Source organism: Arthrobacter sp. 05T45, assembly GCF_056395875.1.
On sequence record NZ_JBFTKI010000005.1, the window covers coordinates 172,087 to 191,111 of the forward strand.

The 19,025-nt window shown below is 67.8% G+C and carries 17 protein-coding genes and 2 tRNA genes; 7 read left to right on the forward strand and 12 right to left on the reverse strand.

Annotated elements, in window-relative coordinates:
- Positions 1 to 122 precede the first annotated feature (122 nt).
- The 7 genes from AC1DGD_RS08230 to AC1DGD_RS08260 form a co-directional block, all read right to left on the reverse strand.
- Positions 123 to 195 (reverse strand) — tRNA-Asn (locus AC1DGD_RS08230).
- A 135-nt stretch (positions 196 to 330) separates the two neighbouring features.
- A tRNA-Asn gene (locus AC1DGD_RS08235) sits at positions 331 to 403 on the reverse strand.
- A gap of 53 nt (positions 404 to 456) precedes the next feature.
- Positions 457 to 2,412 carry a DNA primase gene (dnaG, locus tag AC1DGD_RS08240; RefSeq protein ID WP_476856481.1) on the reverse strand — a complete coding sequence of 652 codons (1,956 nt, stop codon included), beginning with the start codon at positions 2,410 to 2,412 and terminating at the stop codon, positions 457 to 459.
- Positions 2,413 to 2,464: 52 nt separating this feature from the next.
- Complete coding sequence (locus AC1DGD_RS08245; protein ID WP_476856482.1) at positions 2,465 to 3,763, reverse strand: deoxyguanosinetriphosphate triphosphohydrolase; 1,299 nt, start codon at positions 3,761 to 3,763, stop codon at positions 2,465 to 2,467.
- Complete coding sequence (gene dusB / locus AC1DGD_RS08250) at positions 3,747 to 4,925, reverse strand: tRNA dihydrouridine synthase DusB (protein ID WP_018774562.1); 1,179 nt, start codon at positions 4,923 to 4,925, stop codon at positions 3,747 to 3,749. Before dusB ends, AC1DGD_RS08245 begins: the two co-directional genes overlap by 17 nt.
- Positions 4,926 to 5,026: 101 nt before the next feature.
- Positions 5,027 to 6,457, reverse strand: a complete 1,431-nt coding sequence (locus AC1DGD_RS08255) for a YibE/F family protein (RefSeq protein WP_476856483.1) — start codon at positions 6,455 to 6,457, stop codon at positions 5,027 to 5,029.
- A gap of 69 nt (positions 6,458 to 6,526) precedes the next feature.
- Positions 6,527 to 7,900, reverse strand: coding sequence for an FAD-binding oxidoreductase (locus AC1DGD_RS08260; protein ID WP_476849383.1), 1,374 nt, complete (start codon positions 7,898 to 7,900; stop codon positions 6,527 to 6,529).
- Positions 7,901 to 8,169: 269 nt separating this feature from the next.
- Between AC1DGD_RS08260 and AC1DGD_RS08265 the strand changes: the two genes are divergently transcribed.
- The 4 genes from AC1DGD_RS08265 (at position 8,170) to AC1DGD_RS08280 (ending at position 12,160) form a co-directional block, all read left to right on the forward strand.
- On the forward strand, positions 8,170 to 8,934 hold the full coding sequence (locus tag AC1DGD_RS08265) for an alpha/beta hydrolase (protein WP_476856520.1): 765 nt from the start codon (positions 8,170 to 8,172) through the stop codon (positions 8,932 to 8,934).
- Complete coding sequence (locus AC1DGD_RS08270; protein WP_476856484.1) at positions 8,934 to 9,746, forward strand: DUF1295 domain-containing protein; 813 nt, start codon at positions 8,934 to 8,936, stop codon at positions 9,744 to 9,746. The genes AC1DGD_RS08265 and AC1DGD_RS08270 overlap by 1 nt, the downstream gene beginning before the upstream one ends.
- A 46-nt stretch (positions 9,747 to 9,792) precedes the next feature.
- Positions 9,793 to 10,650: a lysophospholipid acyltransferase family protein gene (locus tag AC1DGD_RS08275; RefSeq protein WP_476856521.1), complete on the forward strand. Its 858-nt coding sequence runs from the start codon at positions 9,793 to 9,795 to the stop codon at positions 10,648 to 10,650.
- Positions 10,651 to 10,720: 70 nt separating this feature from the next.
- Positions 10,721 to 12,160: a short-chain fatty acid transporter gene (locus tag AC1DGD_RS08280; RefSeq protein WP_476849381.1), complete on the forward strand. Its 1,440-nt coding sequence runs from the start codon at positions 10,721 to 10,723 to the stop codon at positions 12,158 to 12,160.
- Positions 12,161 to 12,242: 82 nt separating this feature from the next.
- Here the strand turns inward: AC1DGD_RS08280 and AC1DGD_RS08285 are convergent, their stop codons facing one another.
- The 3 genes from AC1DGD_RS08285 to AC1DGD_RS08295 form a co-directional block, all read right to left on the reverse strand.
- A complete protein-coding gene (locus AC1DGD_RS08285) occupies positions 12,243 to 13,250 on the reverse strand; it encodes a GNAT family N-acetyltransferase (RefSeq protein ID WP_476849380.1) in 1,008 nt (335 codons plus the stop codon).
- A gap of 2 nt (positions 13,251 to 13,252) precedes the next feature.
- The gene (locus tag AC1DGD_RS08290; protein ID WP_028278290.1) at positions 13,253 to 14,638 is read right to left on the reverse strand and encodes a glycine--tRNA ligase; all 1,386 of its coding nucleotides are present in this window, start codon (positions 14,636 to 14,638) and stop codon (positions 13,253 to 13,255) included.
- A 136-nt stretch (positions 14,639 to 14,774) separates the two neighbouring features.
- Positions 14,775 to 15,740: a DMT family transporter gene (locus AC1DGD_RS08295; RefSeq protein WP_476856485.1), complete on the reverse strand. Its 966-nt coding sequence runs from the start codon at positions 15,738 to 15,740 to the stop codon at positions 14,775 to 14,777.
- A gap of 33 nt (positions 15,741 to 15,773) precedes the next feature.
- Here AC1DGD_RS08295 and AC1DGD_RS08300 point away from each other — a divergent pair, with 33 nt between their 5' ends.
- A complete protein-coding gene (locus tag AC1DGD_RS08300; protein ID WP_018774572.1) occupies positions 15,774 to 16,010 on the forward strand; it encodes an RNA-binding S4 domain-containing protein in 237 nt (78 codons plus the stop codon).
- Positions 16,011 to 16,057: 47 nt separating this feature from the next.
- On the opposite strand, the gene AC1DGD_RS08305 is transcribed toward AC1DGD_RS08300, so the two are convergent.
- Positions 16,058 to 16,714: an alpha/beta hydrolase gene (locus tag AC1DGD_RS08305; RefSeq protein ID WP_476849377.1), complete on the reverse strand. Its 657-nt coding sequence runs from the start codon at positions 16,712 to 16,714 to the stop codon at positions 16,058 to 16,060.
- 94 nt (positions 16,715 to 16,808) lie between these two features.
- On the opposite strand from AC1DGD_RS08305, the gene AC1DGD_RS08310 reads away from it, so the two are divergent.
- Positions 16,809 to 17,681: an SGNH/GDSL hydrolase family protein gene (locus AC1DGD_RS08310; protein ID WP_043437127.1), complete on the forward strand. Its 873-nt coding sequence runs from the start codon at positions 16,809 to 16,811 to the stop codon at positions 17,679 to 17,681.
- A gap of 113 nt (positions 17,682 to 17,794) precedes the next feature.
- Positions 17,795 to 18,415 (forward strand): hypothetical protein, encoded by a 621-nt coding sequence (locus AC1DGD_RS08315; RefSeq protein ID WP_476856522.1) that lies wholly within the window; start codon positions 17,795 to 17,797, stop codon positions 18,413 to 18,415.
- On the opposite strand, the gene AC1DGD_RS08320 is transcribed toward AC1DGD_RS08315, so the two are convergent.
- Positions 18,412 to 18,978 (reverse strand): isochorismatase family protein, encoded by a 567-nt coding sequence (locus AC1DGD_RS08320; protein WP_476856486.1) that lies wholly within the window; start codon positions 18,976 to 18,978, stop codon positions 18,412 to 18,414. The two genes, AC1DGD_RS08315 and AC1DGD_RS08320, sit on opposite strands and share 4 nt — an antisense overlap.
- Between the last annotated feature and the right edge of the window lie 47 nt (positions 18,979 to 19,025).

Sequence of the window (19,025 nt, forward strand, 5' to 3'; positions counted from 1 at the left end):
TCCACCTGAACTGCCCGCCACTGCGTTGCCCGGCGGAAAGCCCTGGCCATTGACGGGGCAACAAAAAAGAGGAAATAAAAAAGGTCCCGCGGCTGGTTTTCACCGGCCACGGGACCTGTCCGCTCCTCCTGCTGGACTTGAACCAGCAACCCTTCGATTAACAGTCGAATGCTCTGCCAATTGAGCTAAGGAGGAATGAAGCAGGTACGACATTAGCAAAGGTTTTGCCGGTAGGGAAATCGGCCACGGGGCCAGCGCCTGCCAGTCGCAAAATACCCCCTCCGGGTATAAAAAAGTCCCCGTTCCGGAACCCGGAACGGGGACTGCGCGCTCCTCCTGCTGGACTTGAACCAGCAACCCTTCGATTAACAGTCGAATGCTCTGCCAATTGAGCTAAGGAGGAATGAAGCGGGTATAAGCCTAGCAAACACCAGCCCGGGAAACGAAATCGGCGGCTCAGGCGTCCGAGCGCAGGGACCGCCGCTGCATCTCAAGTTGCATGAGTTCGCGATTCAGCCGCTGGAATTCCTCGGGGTCGGCCGAGGCGTCCAGACGCTGCAGCTGGCCCATCTTCTCGGCCTTGACGCGGGTGATCTGGAGCTCGAACAAGCGGGCGAGGATGTCCTTGCAGTAGCGCAGGACGCCTTCGGGGGTGTTGGCCGGCAAGGGCACCACGGAGAGCTCGGACACGAGCGGGCGAAGGGGCTCAGGGACCTCCTGCAGCAGCTGCTCGACCCAGCGCACCGGATCCCCCGAAGACCCGAGTCCGGTGGCCCGGATGGCCTCGTGGATGGCGAGATAGGCGGGTGTGGAGAACCGCGCCTCCGAGAAGCGCTGCCACGTCTCGCCCTCGAGCATGCCGGGTTCCTGCAGTGCGACCTCGAGCGCCTGGCGCTCCATCGCGGCCACGGGGTCCCGGGGATCGGGGCGGTTGAAGGACGGGAGTACGGCCGACGGCGGCAAGGGGGCAACGCCGGGCGCGGTCCCGGCAAAGCCGCGGCCGGACCCTGCATATCCCTGCCCGCCCCCTTGCCCGTGGCTCTGGGCCTGGCCGCCGCCCGGTGGAGCCGATGCAGCCTGTGCGGCGCGCTTGGTCGCCGCGCCGACGGCCCTGCTGACCTCCTCGACCGGCATCCCCAGCCAGCCGGCGAGCTCCCGGGCATAGGCCGGCCGGATTCCGGCGTCGCGAATCTGCGCCACCACGGGCGCGGATTCACGCAGGGCCGCGATCCGGCCCTCGACCGTGTCCAGATTGTGCCGCTTCAGGGTGGCCCGGATGGCGAACTCAAACAGCGGGCGGCGGCTACCGATCAAATCCCGGACGGCGGAGTCGCCCTTGGACTGGCGCAGTTCGCAGGGGTCCGCGCCGTTGGGTTCGACCGCCACGAAGGTTTGTGCGACAAACCGCTGGTCCTCTTCGAAGGCGCGCAGGGCCGCCTTCTGCCCGGCGGCGTCGCCGTCGAACGTAAAGATGACCTCTCCCCCACTGCCGTCGTCGGAGAGCAACCGGCGGGCGATCTTGATGTGCTCGGTGCCGAAGGCGGTCCCGCACGTGGCTACCGCCGTCGGAATGCCCGCCAGGTGGCAGGCCATGACGTCGGTGTAGCCTTCCACGACCACGAGCTGGCGGTCTTTGGCGATGTTGCGCTTGGCGAGGTCGATTCCATAAAGGACCTGGGACTTCTTGTAGAGCGCGGTTTCGGGGGTGTTGAGGTACTTCGGGCCCTGATCGTCCTCGTAGAGCTTGCGGGCACCGAAGCCGATGGTGTCGCCGGCGATGTCCCGGATGGGCCAGATCAGCCGGCCGCGGAAACGGTCATAGATCCCCCGGCCGCCTTCAGAGAACATGCCGGTCAGCTTGAGTTCCGGGTCCGTGTAGCCGCGGCCGCGGAGGTGCTTGAGGAGCGAGTCCCAGCCCTGCGGCGCGTAGCCCACGCCGAACTGTTCGGCCGCCGCACGGTCGAAGCCGCGCCCGTAGAGGAAGTTGCGGCCCTCAGCGGCGCCGGGGGTGAGCAGCTGGGCACGGAAGAACTCGTCGGCCACCTTGTGCGCGTCCAGCAGCCGCTGGCGCCGGCCGATGTCCTCCCGGTTGGGCCCGGAGCCGCCGTCCTCGTAGTGGAGCTCGAAGCCGATCCGGTGGGCCAGCTTCTCCACGGCCTCGTGGAAGGAGATGTGGTCCAGCTTTTGGACGAAGGAGATGACGTCGCCGTCCTCGCCGCAGCCAAAGCAGTGGTACCGGCCAACCTGGGGTCGAACGGTGAAAGATGGAGAACGCTCGTCGTGGAAGGGGCACAGACCCTTGTAGGACCCGAGCCCGGCTCCCTTGAGCGTCACGTAACCGTCGACGACTTCCTTGATGTCGGTGCGCTGGCGTACTTCATCGATGTCTTCGCGTTTGATCAGGCCGGCCACATTGCCATCCTAGTCCCCGGGTACGACGCCGACGGGCCGGCCATGGGGGCCCTCACCACAGCGACGGCAGGCTGCCCACGAGACGCTCGTACATGGCCAGCGCCGAGCCGTCCGTCAACGACGCGACCTGGTCGATGACGACACGCAGCCGCGCGGCGTCGTCGCCCGCGTCGAGCCAGTCGGCGGCGAACATCGGTTCCAGATGGCGGTCCCCCGTGGCGCTGAGCGCGGTGACGAGGGCATGCAGGACCTCACGCTGACGCTCGTAGATGGGCTGCCGGTGTTCGGTGGTCATCACGAAGGTGGTGGCCAGGCCCTTCATGACCGCGATTTCCATCACGGTTTCATCCGGAACGATCAGCTCCGCGTTGTAGCGGGTCAGGTTTTCCGGACCGTAGACCGTGCGGGTGGCCTCCAGCGCGCTCTGGCAGAAGCGGCCGATGAGCTGGCTGGTCATGTCCTTGAGCGCCGCCATGGCTTTGCGGCTGCCGTCGGCCTCGCGCACCCAGACATCCGTGGCCTCCAGCCGGGCCAGGGCGGCGTCGATCGCGGCGGGATCGTTCTGCGGCAGGTACCACTGCTTGGCGTAGCCGACGACGCGGGCGCGGTGGTCCGGGTTGTCCATCCAGCGCAGCTGGAAATGCCCTGCCACGATCGCGTCCTCGACGTCGTGCACCGAGTAGGAGATATCGTCCGCCAGGTCCATGACCTGCGCTTCGAGGCAGGACCGGCGTTCCGGGGCGCCGTCGCGGATCCAGTCGAAGATGGGGAGGTCGTCCTCGTAGGCACCGAACTTGCTGGTCCGCTCCCCGTGGATGACCGGGGCGTTTACCGCGGACCACGGGTATTTGGCGGCGGCATCGAGACTGGCCCGGGTCAGGTTCAAGCCGGCCGGCCGGCCGTCGGCGGCGAGGACCTTTGGCTCCAGCCGGGTCAGCAGCCGCAGCGTCTGGGCGTTGCCTTCGAAGCCGCCGATCCCGTGCGCCACCTCGTTGAGGGCGGCTTCGCCATTGTGGCCGAAAGGCGGGTGGCCGAGGTCGTGGCTGAGGCATGCGGTGTCCACGACGTCGGGGTCACAGCCCAGCGCACGGCCCAGTTCGCGGCCCACCTGGGCAACTTCGAGGCTGTGCGTGAGCCGGGTCCGGACGAAGTCGTCGGTATCCGGGGCCACCACCTGGGTCTTCGCGCCGAGCCGGCGCAGCGCCGAGGAGTGCAGGACCCTTGCACGGTCACGCTCGAAGTCCGAGCGGTAGGTGCTCTTGGGCGGCTCCTCGACCCAGCGGGCCCAGTCGCGGGACGTATACCCGTCCAGGACGGGCGCGGTGGTCCGGGTCTCAGCCACCGGAGACATCCAGTTCGGCGAAGGAAATATCGCGGGTCTGGGCGTCATCCAGCGTCCGGTTCAGCAGCCAGTCCTTTGGCAGGGCCGGTTTTTTGGGCGAACCAGCGCGGCCGCGCGGACCCTCGGCGTCGCCTCCGGGATACGGCGAGTCGAGGTCCAGCTGGTCCAGGGTGCCGCGCAGCACCTCCAGGCTGGTGACGAGCGCCAGCTTGGTCCGCAGTTCGCTGCCGACCACGTAGCCCTTGAAGTACCAGGCAATGTGCTTGCGGATTTCGCGCAGGGCTTTGCCCTCGTCCCCGAACGTCTCGACCATGAGCTCAGCGTGCCGGTACACGCTCTCGGCAACCTGGCGCAGGTCCGGCCGGTGCCGCTGGTCGCTGCCTTCGAACGCGGCCATGAGGTCGCCGAACAACCAGGGCCTGCCCTGGCAGCCACGGCCGACGACGACGCCGTCCACACCCGTTTCGCGGACCATCCGGACCGCGTCCTCCGCGGACCAGATATCTCCGTTGCCGAGAACGGGAATGTCCGGCAGGGCCTCGCGCAGCCGGGCGATGGCGGACCAGTCGGCCTGGCCGGAATAGAACTGGGCGGCCGTGCGGCCATGAAGGGCGACGGCTGCGACGCCGGAATCGCGGGCAATCCGGCCGGCATCGAGGTAGGTCAGGTGGTCCTCGTCGATGCCCTTGCGCATCTTGATGGTCAACGGGACATTGCCCTTGGAGGCTTCCTTCACCGCGGTCTGGACGATGGAGGTGAAGAGGTCGATCTTCCACGGCAACGCCGATCCGCCGCCGCGCCGGGTGACCTTGGGCACGGGGCAGCCGAAGTTGAGGTCGATGTGGTCCGCCCGGTCCTCCTCCACCAGCATCCGGACGGCCTGGCCGACGGTGACGGGGTCCACGCCGTACAGCTGGACGGAACGGACTTTTTCGTCGTCGTCGTGCGAAATGATGCGCAGCGACTCCGGCGTGCGCTCGACGAGGGCGCGCGAGGTGACCATCTCCGCCACGTACAGGCCGCCGCCGTATTCACGGCACAGTCTGCGGAAGGCGGAGTTGGTGATGCCCGCCATGGGAGCCAGGATCACGGGGGTGTCCACCGTGATCGGGCCCAGCTTCAGGGGCGGGAGTTCCAGCTTGGGGGCGGGAGGGGTTGCTACAACAGTCACCCGACCATTGTCTCAAAGACGGGCAAATCGGCCCGGTCCCGCTCCGGCTATGTGGAAATCTTCCCGATCTGGCGGCGTTCGGGGTGCCTGCAGATTCCTCGTCAGCCCCGCAGTGCGGCCCGCCGCCCGCGGCGCGTGGCAGCACCGGCGCCGTCGGACCCGCCCGGGTCCGACGCGGGCCCTTCCGGCCTGCCCCGATCCGAAGCAGTCCGTTCCGACGCAGTCCGTTCCGACGCGGTCCCTGCCACCGCACCACCCCTGATGCCGGTGGCCTTGACCACCAGCACGGCGATCAGGGTGGTGACCGGCACGGCCAGGACGAGTCCCACGGAGCCGACGAGGGTGCGGATGACTTCCTCGGAGAGTTCGGCACTGGTCAGGGCGTCCCCGAGCGGCCGCTCGTAGAGCATGACCAGGATCAGCACCGGCAGGGCCGCGCCGGCGTAGGCAAACGCGATGGTGTAGACGGTGGAGGCGATGTGGTCCCGGCCGATCCGCATGGCGGACGTGAAGAGCTGCCGGGCGCTGGTTTCGGGGGCGAGTTCCCACAGTTCCCAGACGGCCGAGGACTGCGTGATGGTGACGTCGTTGAGCACGCCCAGCCCGGAAATGATCAGTCCGCACAGGATGATGCCGGAGATTGAGATGTTGTCCGAGATGTTGGTCAGGGTGGCAGCGTCGTGGCTGCCCACACCGGCGAGGTTGGCGGCGTCGGTGGCCCAGGCCGCCAGCAGCGCCGTAATAGCGAGGCCGAACACCGTCCCGAGCAGCGCCGTCGACGTGCGGGCGGAGAAGCCGTGGGCGAAGTAGAGCACCCCGATCATGATCACCGTGGATCCCACGAGAGCCAGCAGCAGCGGCGGCTTGCCCTCGACCAGCCCGGGCAGCATGAACGAGACAAGCACAACGTACGCGCCGACAAGCCCGATCAGGGCCCGCAGTCCGCGCCAGCGCGCCACGGCGATCACCACGACGGCGTAGAGCACGGCCAGGAAGATGATGGGCAGGGTCCGGACAAAGTCGACGAAGACATAGGCCGGCGCGCCCTGGCCCGCGGCGTCCTGCACCTTCGAGAGGTTCAGGTAGCGGATCCCGTCCCCGGGCTTCACGCCGTGGGACTTCGCGACGTCAGGGTTGATGACCACTTTCACCGGGTTGCCGCCCTTGTCCGGCTCAGTGTAGGCGAACGTGCATTGAGAGCCCTCGTTCGGCGGCTGCGGCGCGGCGCCGGAACCGGAGGTGCCCTGCTGGGCGGCGTCACCGCCGGCCTGGATATCCGAACAGCTGCCGACGACGACCCGCTGGATCTTGCCGGTGTCAAACGTCACCCCCGGGGCCGCCGCGTACGGGCTGGCCAGCGTGATGCCTTCCTTGCTTCCCGACGGCCACATGAAGGCCATGGCCGCCAGGGTCAGCAGCGTCAGCGGGATCAGGATGGCAGCCAGGATCCAGTTGGCCTTCTTCCGCGCAGCCAACATTTGAGGCGTCGGCTCCGGATGTTCGTTGTGGGAGTGCGAGTGTCCGGCGCCCATCAGCAGTTCAACCTCATGCCGAAAACTTTACGGCGTGGGCGGTTCCGCTCAGGACCGATGACGCCGCGCTTACACCGGCGCGATGTTCTGGTTGACGTGGAAGAGGTTCTGCGGATCGTATTTGGCTTTGACCTCCCTCAGCCGCTTGTAGTTCTCCCCGTAGTTCTCCGCAACCCTGGGCAGATCATCGCCATCCATGAAGTTGATGTAGCCGCCGGGGGCAGAATAGGGCCGCAACGCGGCCGCGTAGTCCCTCACCCACGCGATGTTTGCCTCGTTTTCCGCGGGGTCCATCCACTGCGCCGCGATCACGGGCGAAAACTTCACGTTCCGGTTGGCGAACGCCGTGTCCGTCGCGCCCACCCGCTGGACCGCACCATCGATGGGGTAGATGTGTACCGCGGTCTGCACGCTGGGGACCTTGCTGCCGTGTTCGATGTGCGCCGCGATGGCACCGTCGTTCAGTTCCGCCAGAAAATCCGCTTTCCAGTAGGCCTGCATGCCAGGGGGCTGCAGCGGGTCGAAAGCCGAGTTCAAGGCGGGGTACGGCATTGGTCCCACCATGGATCCCGCCGCCGGCGCGGCGTCCAGGAACGGCTGCCAGCGTGCCGGACCTTCCGCCGGATCACCGGTCCACATGCCGACGATGACGCACACCGGTTTGCCATGCCATTCCTCGGGCAGGAACGGAACAGGAGGACCCTGGTGGAAGCCCAGGAACGCGCCAAACTCTTCAGGGGCGGTAGCCATGTAGTCCCGGTAAAACCGCGCCACCGTCTCGGCATGCTCGATGGGGTAAATGATGATGCCGGCGTGGACCATGTCCACGGGGTGCATCCGGTACTCGAACGACGTCACGACGCCGAAGTTCCCGCCGCCGCCGCGCAACGCCCAGAACAGGTCCTCGTTCTCGCTTTCGCTGGCGGTAAGGAATCTTCCCTCGGCCGTGACGACGTCGGCAGAGAGGAGGTTGTCGCAGCTGAGGCCATACTTGCGACTCAGGTATCCGATGCCGCCGCCGAGGGTCAACCCGGCGATACCGGTCGAGCCGACAATGCCGCCGGGAGTTGCCAGCCCGAAGGCATGGGTCGCGTGGTTGAAGTCGGCCCACGTCGCACCCGGCTCCGCGCGCGCCGTCGCGGCTGCCGGATTAACCCGGACGCCGGTCATGTTGGAGAAATCGATGACCAGGGCGTCATCCCACGTGCCAAAGCCCGGGGCACTGTGTCCTCCACCGCGGACCGCCAGGTCCAGGGAGTTGTCCCGGGCGAAGTTGACGCAGGAGATGACATCGGCCACCTGGGATACCTGGGCCACCGCTGCCGGCCTCTTATCGATCATGCCGTTGAAGACTGCCCGTGCCGCGTCGTAGCCGGCGTCGCCGGGCGTGATGATCTGCCCGCGGACTTGCCCGCGCAGGCTATCGAACTGTGTTCCGTTCATTTTGTATACCGTCGATTTCGTCGTGAGATTCGACCGGACGGTTCTCTGCGCTCCCAGCCGGCGTGGCGCCCGGAGGTTTACCTGCTCATGCCTACTCTTCCCGCATTTCCCCGTCAAGGGCGCCAGCAAATGCACGCATGCCGGCCGCACCCATCACCTGGGGCGCCGGCTCCGAATCCACACTAGGGACCACCGGCCTTGACGGGACCGGGCCGCAACCTATGGTTGGTAATTGACGGACGAAGGACCGGAAGGACACATACGTGGCAATGCGCAAACTCGACGACCGCGAGCCGGAGGCGGGCCGTTCCGGGCCCGCCGCCAAAGCCGTGCTGACCATCGCCGAAGCCGCCGGGGAGACCCGCGGAGTCGTGTTGATCCTGCACGGCGGTCGGGCCGACAGTTTTGATGCAGTCCGCGGCCGGCACCTGAGTCCGGCCCGGATGCTGCCCTTCGCCCGGGCGCTGCACAGGCAGGGCGGCCCGCACGGGCTGGCCGCGTGGACCCTGCGCAACCGCTACCGCGGCTGGAACGGGGAGGACATGTCCCCCGTTCACGATGCCCGCTGGGCGCTCGCCCGGATCAGTCAGGAACATCCCGGCGTGCCGGTGTACCTGCTGGGCCACTCCATGGGCGGTCTCACGGCGCTGTGCGTGGCCGACGACCCGCAGGTCGAAGCCGTCGTCGCGCTCGCCCCGTGGGTGAACCACAAGACTTCGGTCCAGCCTGTCGCGGGCCGCCGCGTCCTGATCGTCCACGGGACCGACGACCGCTGGACCAGCCCGGCGAACTCACTGGACTACGCCCGGCGCGCCGAGGGCGTCGCCGCGTCCGTTGACTACGTCTCGCTCAAGGAAGCCGGCCATTTCATGATCCGCCGGCTGGCACTGTGGAACGTACTTGCGAACGGCTTCGTCCTGGACGCCTTCGGCGAGGCAACGGAGGCCGATGTTTCCGGCGCCAGGGACGCATTGCGCAGCGCCCTCGGCGGAGCCCCGCCGGCGGCCGGAACGCGTATGCCGGTGGTGTTGTGATGCCGCCGTTCCCGCTCGATGCCTTCCTTGGCAGCCTGCCTTGGGCCATCGCGGGACTCGTGGTGCTGCTCGGAGTGACTTTCGCGGTTGCCGTGCGGCAGAACCGGCACTCCGTCATCGACACCGTCTGGGGTCTGGGCTTCGTGGTGGTGGCCGGCATCTCCTGGGTGCTTTCGGCCGGATACGGCGACGCCGGCAGGCGGCTGCTGCTGCTAGCCTTGGTCGCCGTGTGGGGCATCCGCCTCGCCGTCCACATCGGGGCACGCGCACGCGGCGGCCACGAGGACCCGCGCTACGTGGACATGCTCGCCGGAGCGCCCGGATCACGCCACGTCTATGCCCTGCGGCGGGTATACCTGCCCCAGGGGCTGGTGATGTTCTTCGTCTCGCTCACTATCCAGGTCGGCATGTTCGCCACGGGAAGCCTGGGCTGGCTGGCGTTCGCCGGCGTCCTGCTCTGGATCCTTGGCTTCGTGTTCGAGACGGTCGGCGACTGGCAGCTGACGCAGTTTAAGGCCGATCCCGCCAGGCGCGGCACCGTCCTCAACACCGGACTGTGGCGCTACACCCGCCACCCCAACTATTTCGGCGACGCCGCCGTCTGGGCAGGGCTGTTCCTGGTGGCGGCCGATTCCTGGCCGGGTGTCCTGACCGCCCTCTCCCCCGCCTTGATGATCTGGACGCTCGCCGGCAAGACCGGGAAGCCGCTGACGGAAAAGGCAATGTCCGCGCGTCCCGGGTACAAGGAATACATCGACTCCACCTCCGGCTTCCTGCCCTGGCCGCCCCGGCGGCGGGTGGGCGGACACTGACGTGCGCGGCCCGGCAGGTGCCCGGCACGGGCTGGGCTGGCGGCCCGTGAAGTGGCGGCCGGAGCCCAGCGACCGGTTCTACCGTTTCATTGTCCGCACCGGGCTGGCGCTGCGCTGGCTGTTCCGGATCCGCGTCCTCGTCACGGGGCGGGAGCACCTGCCCCAGCCCGGGCCGCCCAATCCCTCAACCCGCGGCGCATCAACCCGCCTCCCGTCCCGCCCGGTGGTGCCCGGCCAAGGCGCCGTGGTCGCGATCACGCACTTCGGCTACCTCGACTTTGCCTTTGCCGAGATGCTGCTGTGGTGGCACAACCGGGCCCAGCTGCGTTTCCTCATCACGCAGGGCGCCGCCGACCACTGGTTTGCCGGCCCCGCGGTCAGCGCCGCCGGGCATGTGGTGGTCGGGTACGGATCGGGAGCACACGCCTACGACGCCGCCGTCGCCCGGCTTAGGGAGGGCGAATACGTCGCCGTCCTGCCCGAGGCCGGCGTGAGCCGAAGCTTCACGGTGCGCGAATGCAAGACCGGTGCGGTGCGGATGGCCGCCGAGGCCGGCGTGCCGATCATCCCGGTCTCCGTCTGGGGCGCCCACCGGCTGATGACCCGCCACCATGCCTTCTCGCCGCGGCGCGCCTGGCGCGCCCCGGTCCGCATCCACGTCGGCGAGCCGATCCTTCCGGGCTCACTCCCGGACCCGTCCGACGACGCCCGGACCGCCACGGCGCGCCTGGCCAAGACCCTGCAGGACGGGATCGACGCCGGCATCACCGACTTCCCCCTGCGACCGGCCCCCGGGGCCTGGTGGATGCCGGCCGGTCTCGGCGGCGGCGCCCCGACTGAGGAGGAAAGACGCCGGCTCGACAAGGCCGACGGCCCCCGGCGCGCAGGTGCCAAGCGCCGATAAGCCCTACTTCCGCCATCGTCTTGACTAAACTCCATGGGGTACAAAAAGCACTCAATGGAGAGGGACACCTGTGGCAAGCACAGTCGTGACCAAGAGCGGAACCGAAGAACGCGGTCTCGCACGGATAGCCCAACGAATGGCGGCATGGACGGAGCGGTGGTTCCCGGACGCCTACATCTTCGCCCTCGCCGGCGTCGTCATCATCGCGGTGGCCGCACTCGCCATCGGCGCCACGCCCCAGGCAATCGCCGACTCGTTCGGCAACGGCTTCTGGGACCTGACGGCCTTTACCCTGCAGATGGCCATGGTGGTCCTCACCGGCTACGTCGTGGCCACCTCCCCGCCCGTGGCGGGACTGATCAACAGGCTGGCGCTCGTGCCGTCAACGGCGCGAACCGCGGTGAGCTTCGTGGCCGTGCTCGCCATGTCCGTGTCCTTCCTCAACTGGGGGCTCAGCCTGATCTTCGGCGGGCTGCTGGCCCGCGCGATTGCCCGCCGCAAGGACCTGACGGTGGATTACCGTGCCTTGGGCGCGGCGGCGTTCATGGGCCTCGGCGCCGTCTGGGCCCTGGGGCTGTCCTCCTCTGCCGCGCAGCTGCAGGCCACGGCCGCTTCGCTGCCGCCGGCGCTGCTGAAGATCACGGGCATCCTGGACTTCGGCACCACGATCTTTACCTGGCAGTCGCTGCTGACGCTGGCCATCCTGATGGCCCTGACCACCGTGATTGCGCACTTCTCCGCGCCCCAGGGCGGCTCGATCCGCACCGCAGAGGACCTGGGCGTGGACCTGGACGACGAGCCGGCCGAGTCCGCGCCGCGTTCCCGGCCGGGCGAATGGCTCGAATACAGCCGGGTCCTGCCGATCCTGGCGGGCGTCCTCACGCTCGGCTGGCTCGTCTCGCAGTTCCTCACCAAGCCGTTCCTCAGCGTGGTCAGCAGCCTCAACGGCTACCTGCTGGTGTTCCTCATCCTGGGCCTGGTCCTGCACGGGACGCCGCGGAACTTCCTGCAGGCCGTGACGAAGGCCGTCCCGGCCACCGCGGGCATCCTCGTGCAGTTCCCGCTGTATGCGGCGATGGCGGCCATCCTGACCAAGGCCACGGGAACCGGCGGCATGAGCCTCTCCACCCACCTCGCGGCGTTCTTCTCGGACATCGGCAGCGGCGGCGGCTTCGCCGTCGTCATTGCCCTGTACACGGCTGTACTCGGCATCCTGGTCCCCTCCGGAGGCGGAAAATGGCTGGTGGAGGCGCCCTACGTGATGCAGTCGGCCACCGACGTGCAGATGAACCTCGGCTGGACCGTGCAGATCTACAACATCGCCGAGGCGCTGCCGAACCTGGTCAACCCGTTCTTCATGCTGCCGTTGCTCGCGGTGCTGCGGCTGCGCGCCCGGGACCTGGTGGGCTTCACCTTCCTGCAGTTCGTCTTCCACCTGCCGGTGGTCCTGCTGCTCGTCTGGCTGCTGGGCATGACCTTCGACTTCGTGCCGCCGGTGATGCCCAAATAGCTGCTTTAACGCAAACTGACCCGCAGCCGTGGCCGTTATCAAGCTTTATACGGCTACAGCTGCGGGTCAGTCGGGTTAAGGCCTAGGCCGGGTCGGAGACGACGAGCGTTTCCGAGCCCTGGACATGGGCCTTGCCGCTCTCGAGCAGCGGTTCGACGACGGTGCGCAGGGCGGTCATTGCGTCGTCCAGTTCGAGCATCACCGGGTGCTGGTAAGCGATCAGGGCCAACAGGTCCCGGACGGCGGCCTTGGCCTCGTCCGCGCCAAGCTTGGGCTCGTGGCCGAGGAACACCTCAGTTGGCTCAGTGGTCGAGGCCGCGCCGGCATCGGCGCCGCCGTCGGCTCCCGGAATTCCCTGGGCGTAGCTGACGGCGAACCCCTCCAGCCGGCCCTTGCGGCTGGCCGCGATGCCGTGTCCGAAGGCGCTGGCCTTGGGCGCCCGCAGCACGATCGCTCCGTGGGCGCCGCTGAGGTCATCCAGGAACAGGCGCTGCACCGCGGCGACGCTCAGCTCCCCCGGGCTGTCCCAGCCGTGCACGGCGGTGTAGTAGCGTCCCACGACGTCGCTGAGCTCCACCGAGCCCGTGGCCAGGTCTTCGACCTGGTCGGTGGCCGCGGACTCCGAACCGTCGCCGAACACCGGCAGCTTGAGCGGAGCCGGGTCAACGACGACGAGGCGGGAACGCTGGATCGGGGCCAGGCCCGCGGCCTCGGCAAACGCCGCACCGGGGGTGCCCGGCTCCACTTTGCAGCGCAGTCTGGACACGCCCGACGGCGCCTGGGCGGCCTCGTGCCGCAGCATGGTCAGCAGTGTGGACCCGAGGCCGGCGCGGCGGTGGTCCCGGGCGACCTCGACATACGCCCAGAGCCGTTCAGGGTGCAGCGAGGCCTCGTGGACCACGGCGGCCGCCACCGGAATGGCGACACCGTCCACAACGTCCTCGGCCACGATGCAGCGGCGCCACGGGGAATTGCCCGAGGGCGACAGCGTCCCGCGGAACTGTCCGGCCTGGACGGTCTCAGGGCCGCCCCAGATTTCCAGCAGCGCGAGGTCGTCGCCTTCCCGCCATTCCCGGTATGCGATGGCCATGATCAGGCGCCAATCAGCCGTGCGGCCAGGTAACCCTCCACCTTGTCCAGGGAGACGCGTTCCTGGCTCATGGTGTCGCGTTCGCGGATGGTGACGGCCTGGTCCTCGAGCGTGTCGAAGTCCACGGTGATGCAGAACGGGGTGCCGATCTCGTCCTGGCGGCGGTAGCGGCGGCCGATGGCGCCGGCGTCGTCGAACTCGATGTTCCAGCTCTTGCGCAGCTGCGCTGCGAGGTCCTTGGCCTTCGGGGACAGGTCCTCGTTGCGGCTCAGCGGCAGCACGGCCGCCTTCACCGGCGCCAGGCGCGGATCGAGCTTGAGCACCGTGCGGATGTCCACCCCGCCCTTGGCGTTGGGGGCCTCGTCCTCGGTGTAGGCATCGATCATGAAGGCCATGAACGAACGGGTGAGGCCGGCCGCGGGCTCGATCACATACGGGGTGTAGCGTTCGTTGGTGGCCTGGTTGAAGTAGCTCAGGTCCGCGCCGGAGGCCTTGGCGTGGGTGGAGAGGTCAAAGTCGGTGCGGTTGGCGATGCCCTCGAGCTCGCCCCACTCCGAGCCCTGGAATCCGAAACGGTATTCGATGTCCGTGGTGCCCTTGGAGTAGTGGCTGAGCTTGTCCAGCGGGTGCTCGAAGAAGCGCAGGTTCTCTTCGCGGATGCCCAGGCCCGTGTACCAGGACATGCGTTCCTTCATCCAGTACTCGTGCCACTGCTCGTCGGTGCCGGGCTCGACGAAGAATTCCATCTCCATCTGCTCGAACTCGCGGGTGCGGAAGATGAAGTTTCCGGGCGTGATCTCGTTGCGGAAGGACTTGCCGATCTGGCCGATGCCGAAGGGCGGCTTCTTCCGCGAGGTGGTCAGGACGTTGGAAAAGTTCACGAAGATGCCCTGGGCCGTTTCGGGCCGCAGGTAGTGCAGGCCTTCTTCGCTGGCGACGGGGCCAAGGTAGGTCTTGAGCAGCCCGGAGAATTCATGCGGCTCAGTCCACTGGCCGCGGGTGCCGCAGTTGGCGCAGGCGATGTCCTTGAGGCCGTTCTCGGCGGGACGGCCCTTCTTCTCCTCGTACTCTTCCTCGAGGTGGTCCGCGCGGTAACGCTTGTGGCAGGACAGGCACTCCACCAGCGGGTCGGAGAACACATCGACGTGGCCGGAGGCCTCCCACACCTGACGGGGCAGGATGACGGAGGAATCCAGGCCTACGACGTCGTCGCGGCCGCGGACCACGGACTGCCACCACTGGCGCTTGATGTTTTCCTTGAGCTCGGCGCCGAGCGGGCCGTAGTCCCACGCAGAACGGGAGCCACCATAGATTTCACCGGCCTGGAAAACGAATCCCCGGCGCTTGGCGAGGGAAATGATCTGGTCGAGGACGGATTTTGCTGCCATGGGAACTCCAATTTTCTACAGGGCCGCTGGGTGCGGTCCGTGGTGTTGGCCCCGGGACGCCGGCTGGTTGCCGGCCGGGACAATACGAACAAAGCGATACGAACAGTGCAATGCAAACTCCAAGCCTACCGGCCCGCTACCGCTTCAGCGCGCCCTTGGGCCAGGGCAGGGTGGCCAGGACGATGGCGCCGAGCGTCAGGATGGTGCCGAGGACCGTCGGGAGGGCGATCACCGTTCCGGGCACCGGCAATATGAGGTCCAGTCCGAGGGACCCCAGAAGCTGGCCGGCGATCATGCCGAGGCCGGTGACCAGCACGCCCAGGCTGCGGACCAGGAGGGCGCCGATGCCGATGAAGATGCAGCCGAGCGGGCCGCCAAGGTAGTACCACCACTGCGCCGGGAGGGGGCTGCCGGCCCCGGCCACGGCGAGTTTGATCAGCCATGCCACCCACAGCAGGGCCGCTCCGGCGATGAAGTTCACGAGTGTCGCGGCGATGGGGGTGCCGTAGTGCACGGTGGCTGTGCCGTTCATGGCCTGCTGGAAACTCATCAGGAACCCGGCCAGGAGCGGAAGCATCACTGGGACCAGCAACTGCAGCCCGGATTCCCCGGCGCTGAACCTGGGCGACACCGCCCAGGCGACGGCGGCGACGGTGAGCACACTGCCGAGCACCCGGATGCCGGTAATGGGCCTCTTCCCCGCCGGTCCGATCCCCATCCGGTCCACCAGCAGGCCGCTGAGGGTCTGCCCCGTCACGGCGGCCACCGTGAAGAGGGCGACGCCGAGCAGTCCCACGGTGAAGGACTGGGCGAAGACGAAGAGGGCACCGATGCAGCCGGCCAGGACGTAGTACGGCGGAAACTGCCGTTCGCGCACGGCCGGCAGGATCCGCGCCAGCCCTGCCCGGCCCCGGGGCAAGGCCAGGGAAATGACCGTCATGACCAGCAGTCCGGTGCTGAAGCTGACGACGGCGGCACCGATTCCGTCCCCCAGCGCCACCCCGAGTGCGCCGTTGATCCGGCCCTGGATCGGGATGAACAGTCCCGTCGCGACGGCCATGGGCAGGCCGACGATCAGCGGAAGACGGCGGTGATGGGTCATAGGTGCCACCTTAGGTCAGGCATTATTGCTTGTATGAGCAATCCGGAATTCGAAGACATCACTATCCGCGACAGCATGATCCGGCTGGGCCAGCTGCTGAAACTTGCGAATCTGGTCGAGGACGGCGTGGAGGCCGCGGAACTGATCAAGAACGGGCTGGTGAAGGTCAACGGCGAAATCGACGAGCGCCGCGGCCGCCAACTGCACGACGGCGACACCGTCACCGTGAACGGCCGGACCGTGCGGATCAGCGCGCCCCCGGCCGCTTAGCCGCCCGCCCGGCGCCCGCTTCCCTGGCGCACACGTCCCCGGCGCGCCTACTTCTTGGCGTTGAGCACCACGTGCGTGAGGAACTCCGAGACGTGGCCAATCTCCTGCTGGTTGATGCCGTGCCACATGCCCGTGTAGAGGACCTTGGTGAGCAACACGTGCTTGCGCACCCAGCCGACGGTGTAGTCGATCTTGTCCTCGGTGATCACGGGGTCCTGCTGGTCCCGCCCCCAGAACAGCGGCACAGTGCCGTCCAGTTCGCCGTCGTGGAAGCTGGGGTCATCGCCGGCATCGACGACAAAACCTGACAGCCCGACGACGGCGGCAAAGTCCGCCGGCCGCTGCCGCAGCAGCGTGGTGGCCATGGCCATGCCCATCGAGAACCCCAACAGCGTCACCGACGGGTGGTTGGCTTTGACGCCGTCGAGCCAGTCCTGAACGTAGCCTGCCGCGACCTTGACGGCGTCGAGCGAGTAGTCAATGGACCCTGTCAGCGGGAACCAGGTGAAGCCCGGTCCCATGGCGATCGGGGCGCGCAACGAGGCCACCGCGAATTCCTGCGGCAGCATCCCGGCCAGGCTGAGCAGATCCTGTTCGTTGGCGCCGTAGCCGTGCAAAAGGACAAGAAGCGGCTTGCCGGCCCGTTCCTGCTCCGGCTGGGACCATTGGACGACAGGGGCGGGGAAGGCGTCAGCGTGAGTCATGGAACTATTCTTACAGTTACCCGGCGGTAACAAATTACGGTGGCGCAGCTAAACGGGAACAGTGCAGGATAAGGGGGTGAGCAATACCGATCCCATGGAAAATTCACCGGACACCCCAGCCGAGACCACCGTTGACACCGTCACCCACCCGTGGACCCGGTATGTGGCGATGGGCGACTCATTCACGGAGGGCATCGGCGACCCGGAACCGGCCAGTCCGGGCGGCCATCGGGGCTGGGCGGACCGCGTGGCCGAGGAACTCAGCCGTGGGCACAACGACTTCGCCTACGCGAACCTGGCCGTCCGCGGCCGGCTCCTGCAGCAGATCGTGGACCAGCAAATGGCTCACTGCCTGTCGCTCAAACCGGACCTCATCACGCTCTCCGCAGGCGGAAACGACCTCATCCGCCCGGGCGGCGATCCGGACGTGCTGGCCGAAAAGCTGGATTCGGTGGTGCAGATCCTGAGCCTGGGCGGCGCCACCGTCGTCCTGTTCAACGGCCCGGATACCGGCTCCACGGTGCTGGGCCGGATCCGCAGCAAGGTGGCCATTTACAACGAGAACCTGCGCACGATCGCCGCGCGCCACGACGCCGTGATCGCGGACATGTGGTCGCTGCGCCAGCTCAATGACCCGCAGATGTGGAATGTCGACCGGCTGCATTTCTCACCGCTGGGCCACCACACGATCGCGGCCATGGTGCTGGACTCGCTGAACGTCGAGCACACGCTCCAGCCCCTCTCCCCCAAACCGCTGCCGCAGCGCAGTTGGCGCGAGGCGCGCAGCGGGGACCTGGTGTGGGCCAGGGAGTATTTTGTCCCCTGGGTGGTCCGCCGGCTGCGGCACCGCTCCTCCGGCGACGGCATGACGGCCAAGCGGCCGCTGGCCGGCCCGGTGTTCGGTCCCGGCGTTCCGCTTGGTTCCGGAGAGGGCCCGCCCGGCGCCGAGGACGCTGTCCGGTCCTGAGGCTTCGGGCCTGAGCCTGCGGGGCATAAGCTGGAGGGACACTTCTCCGGCCCTACAGATGAGCCCGCAGATGAGAAGGCCCAGCAGCTGAAAGGCCCAGTACCGTGAGCAGTATGTTCTTCTGGATCATCGTGTTGTCCTTCCTGGTTCCCGTGGCGATGCGCCTCTACCGCAGGTCTGCCCGCGGCCGGAACCAGGGCACTCCGGGACAGTTCGGCCGGTTCCCGGGCAGCCAGAACAACCCCGGCCAGGGCAACCAGCCGCGTGATGGTTACACCCAGCAGGACTACTTCGGCGGCTTTGGCCAGCTGGGCGGCCCGAAGCAGTCGGGTCCGGCCAACGAGCCGTATCCCAACCCGCAATACCCCAGCCCGGAGTACCCCAGCGCGGAGTACCCGAACCCGCAGAACCCCAGTCCCCGGTTTCCGGACCAGCCGTTCCCGAACCAGCCATACCCCGGCCAGCAGTACCCGAACCCGGTCGGCTACCAGTCGCCCGTCCCCTACGAGGACAGCCCCGAGTACCTGAACAACCCGCCGCAACCGCAGCGGCCGCAGGCATCGCAAACTCCCCCGGCGCCGGGCGCGGGACAGGCGCCGCAGTCTCCGCCGCCGCCGTCGGCCGGGCAGGGCTACCGGGCCCGCAAGCTGGCCGAGCTCGACCAGCAGTACACCGACGGCAAGCTGTCCATGGAGGACTACATGGCCCAGCGCGCGGAAATCATGAAGGGCTAGGACCCTGCTGGGCCGGCGAACTCGACGTCGGCCGCGTTGACGGTTCCCGCCGTCCGCCCCGGCGCCTTGTGGTACTGCCAGTACAGATTGGTGTGCGCGACCACCAGAGCCGGGGGCGGGGCGCCGTATTCGGTCAGGTCCTCGGTGGTGTGGGCGTCGGCGACCAGCGTGACGTCGTAGCCGCGGGTGATCGCGCCGTGCAGGGTCGAGCGGATGCACTCGTCGGTCTGAGCACCGGCCAGGAAGAAGCGCCCGATGCCGCGCCCGGCCAGCACGGATTCGAGGTCGGTGGCCTCGAAGGCGTCGCTGTACTCCTTGGCCACGAGCGGCTCCGAACTACGGCGCGCGAGCTCCGGCACGTACTGCCAGCCGTCGCTGCCGCGCGGGAGTTCCTCACCGCTGTGCTGCACCCAGACGACGTCCACCCCGGCGTCGCGGGCCTTGTCCACGAGCGCGGCGATTGTTGCGACGACGTCGTCGCGGCGGTATGCCTCGGCGACGACGCCGATCTGCATATCGACGACGAGCAATGCCGTGTTGGGACGGTTGACGAGCGTGGTCATGGTGCCTCCCGGATCCTGGCTGTCCCTGCGTGCTTACTCTAATCCCG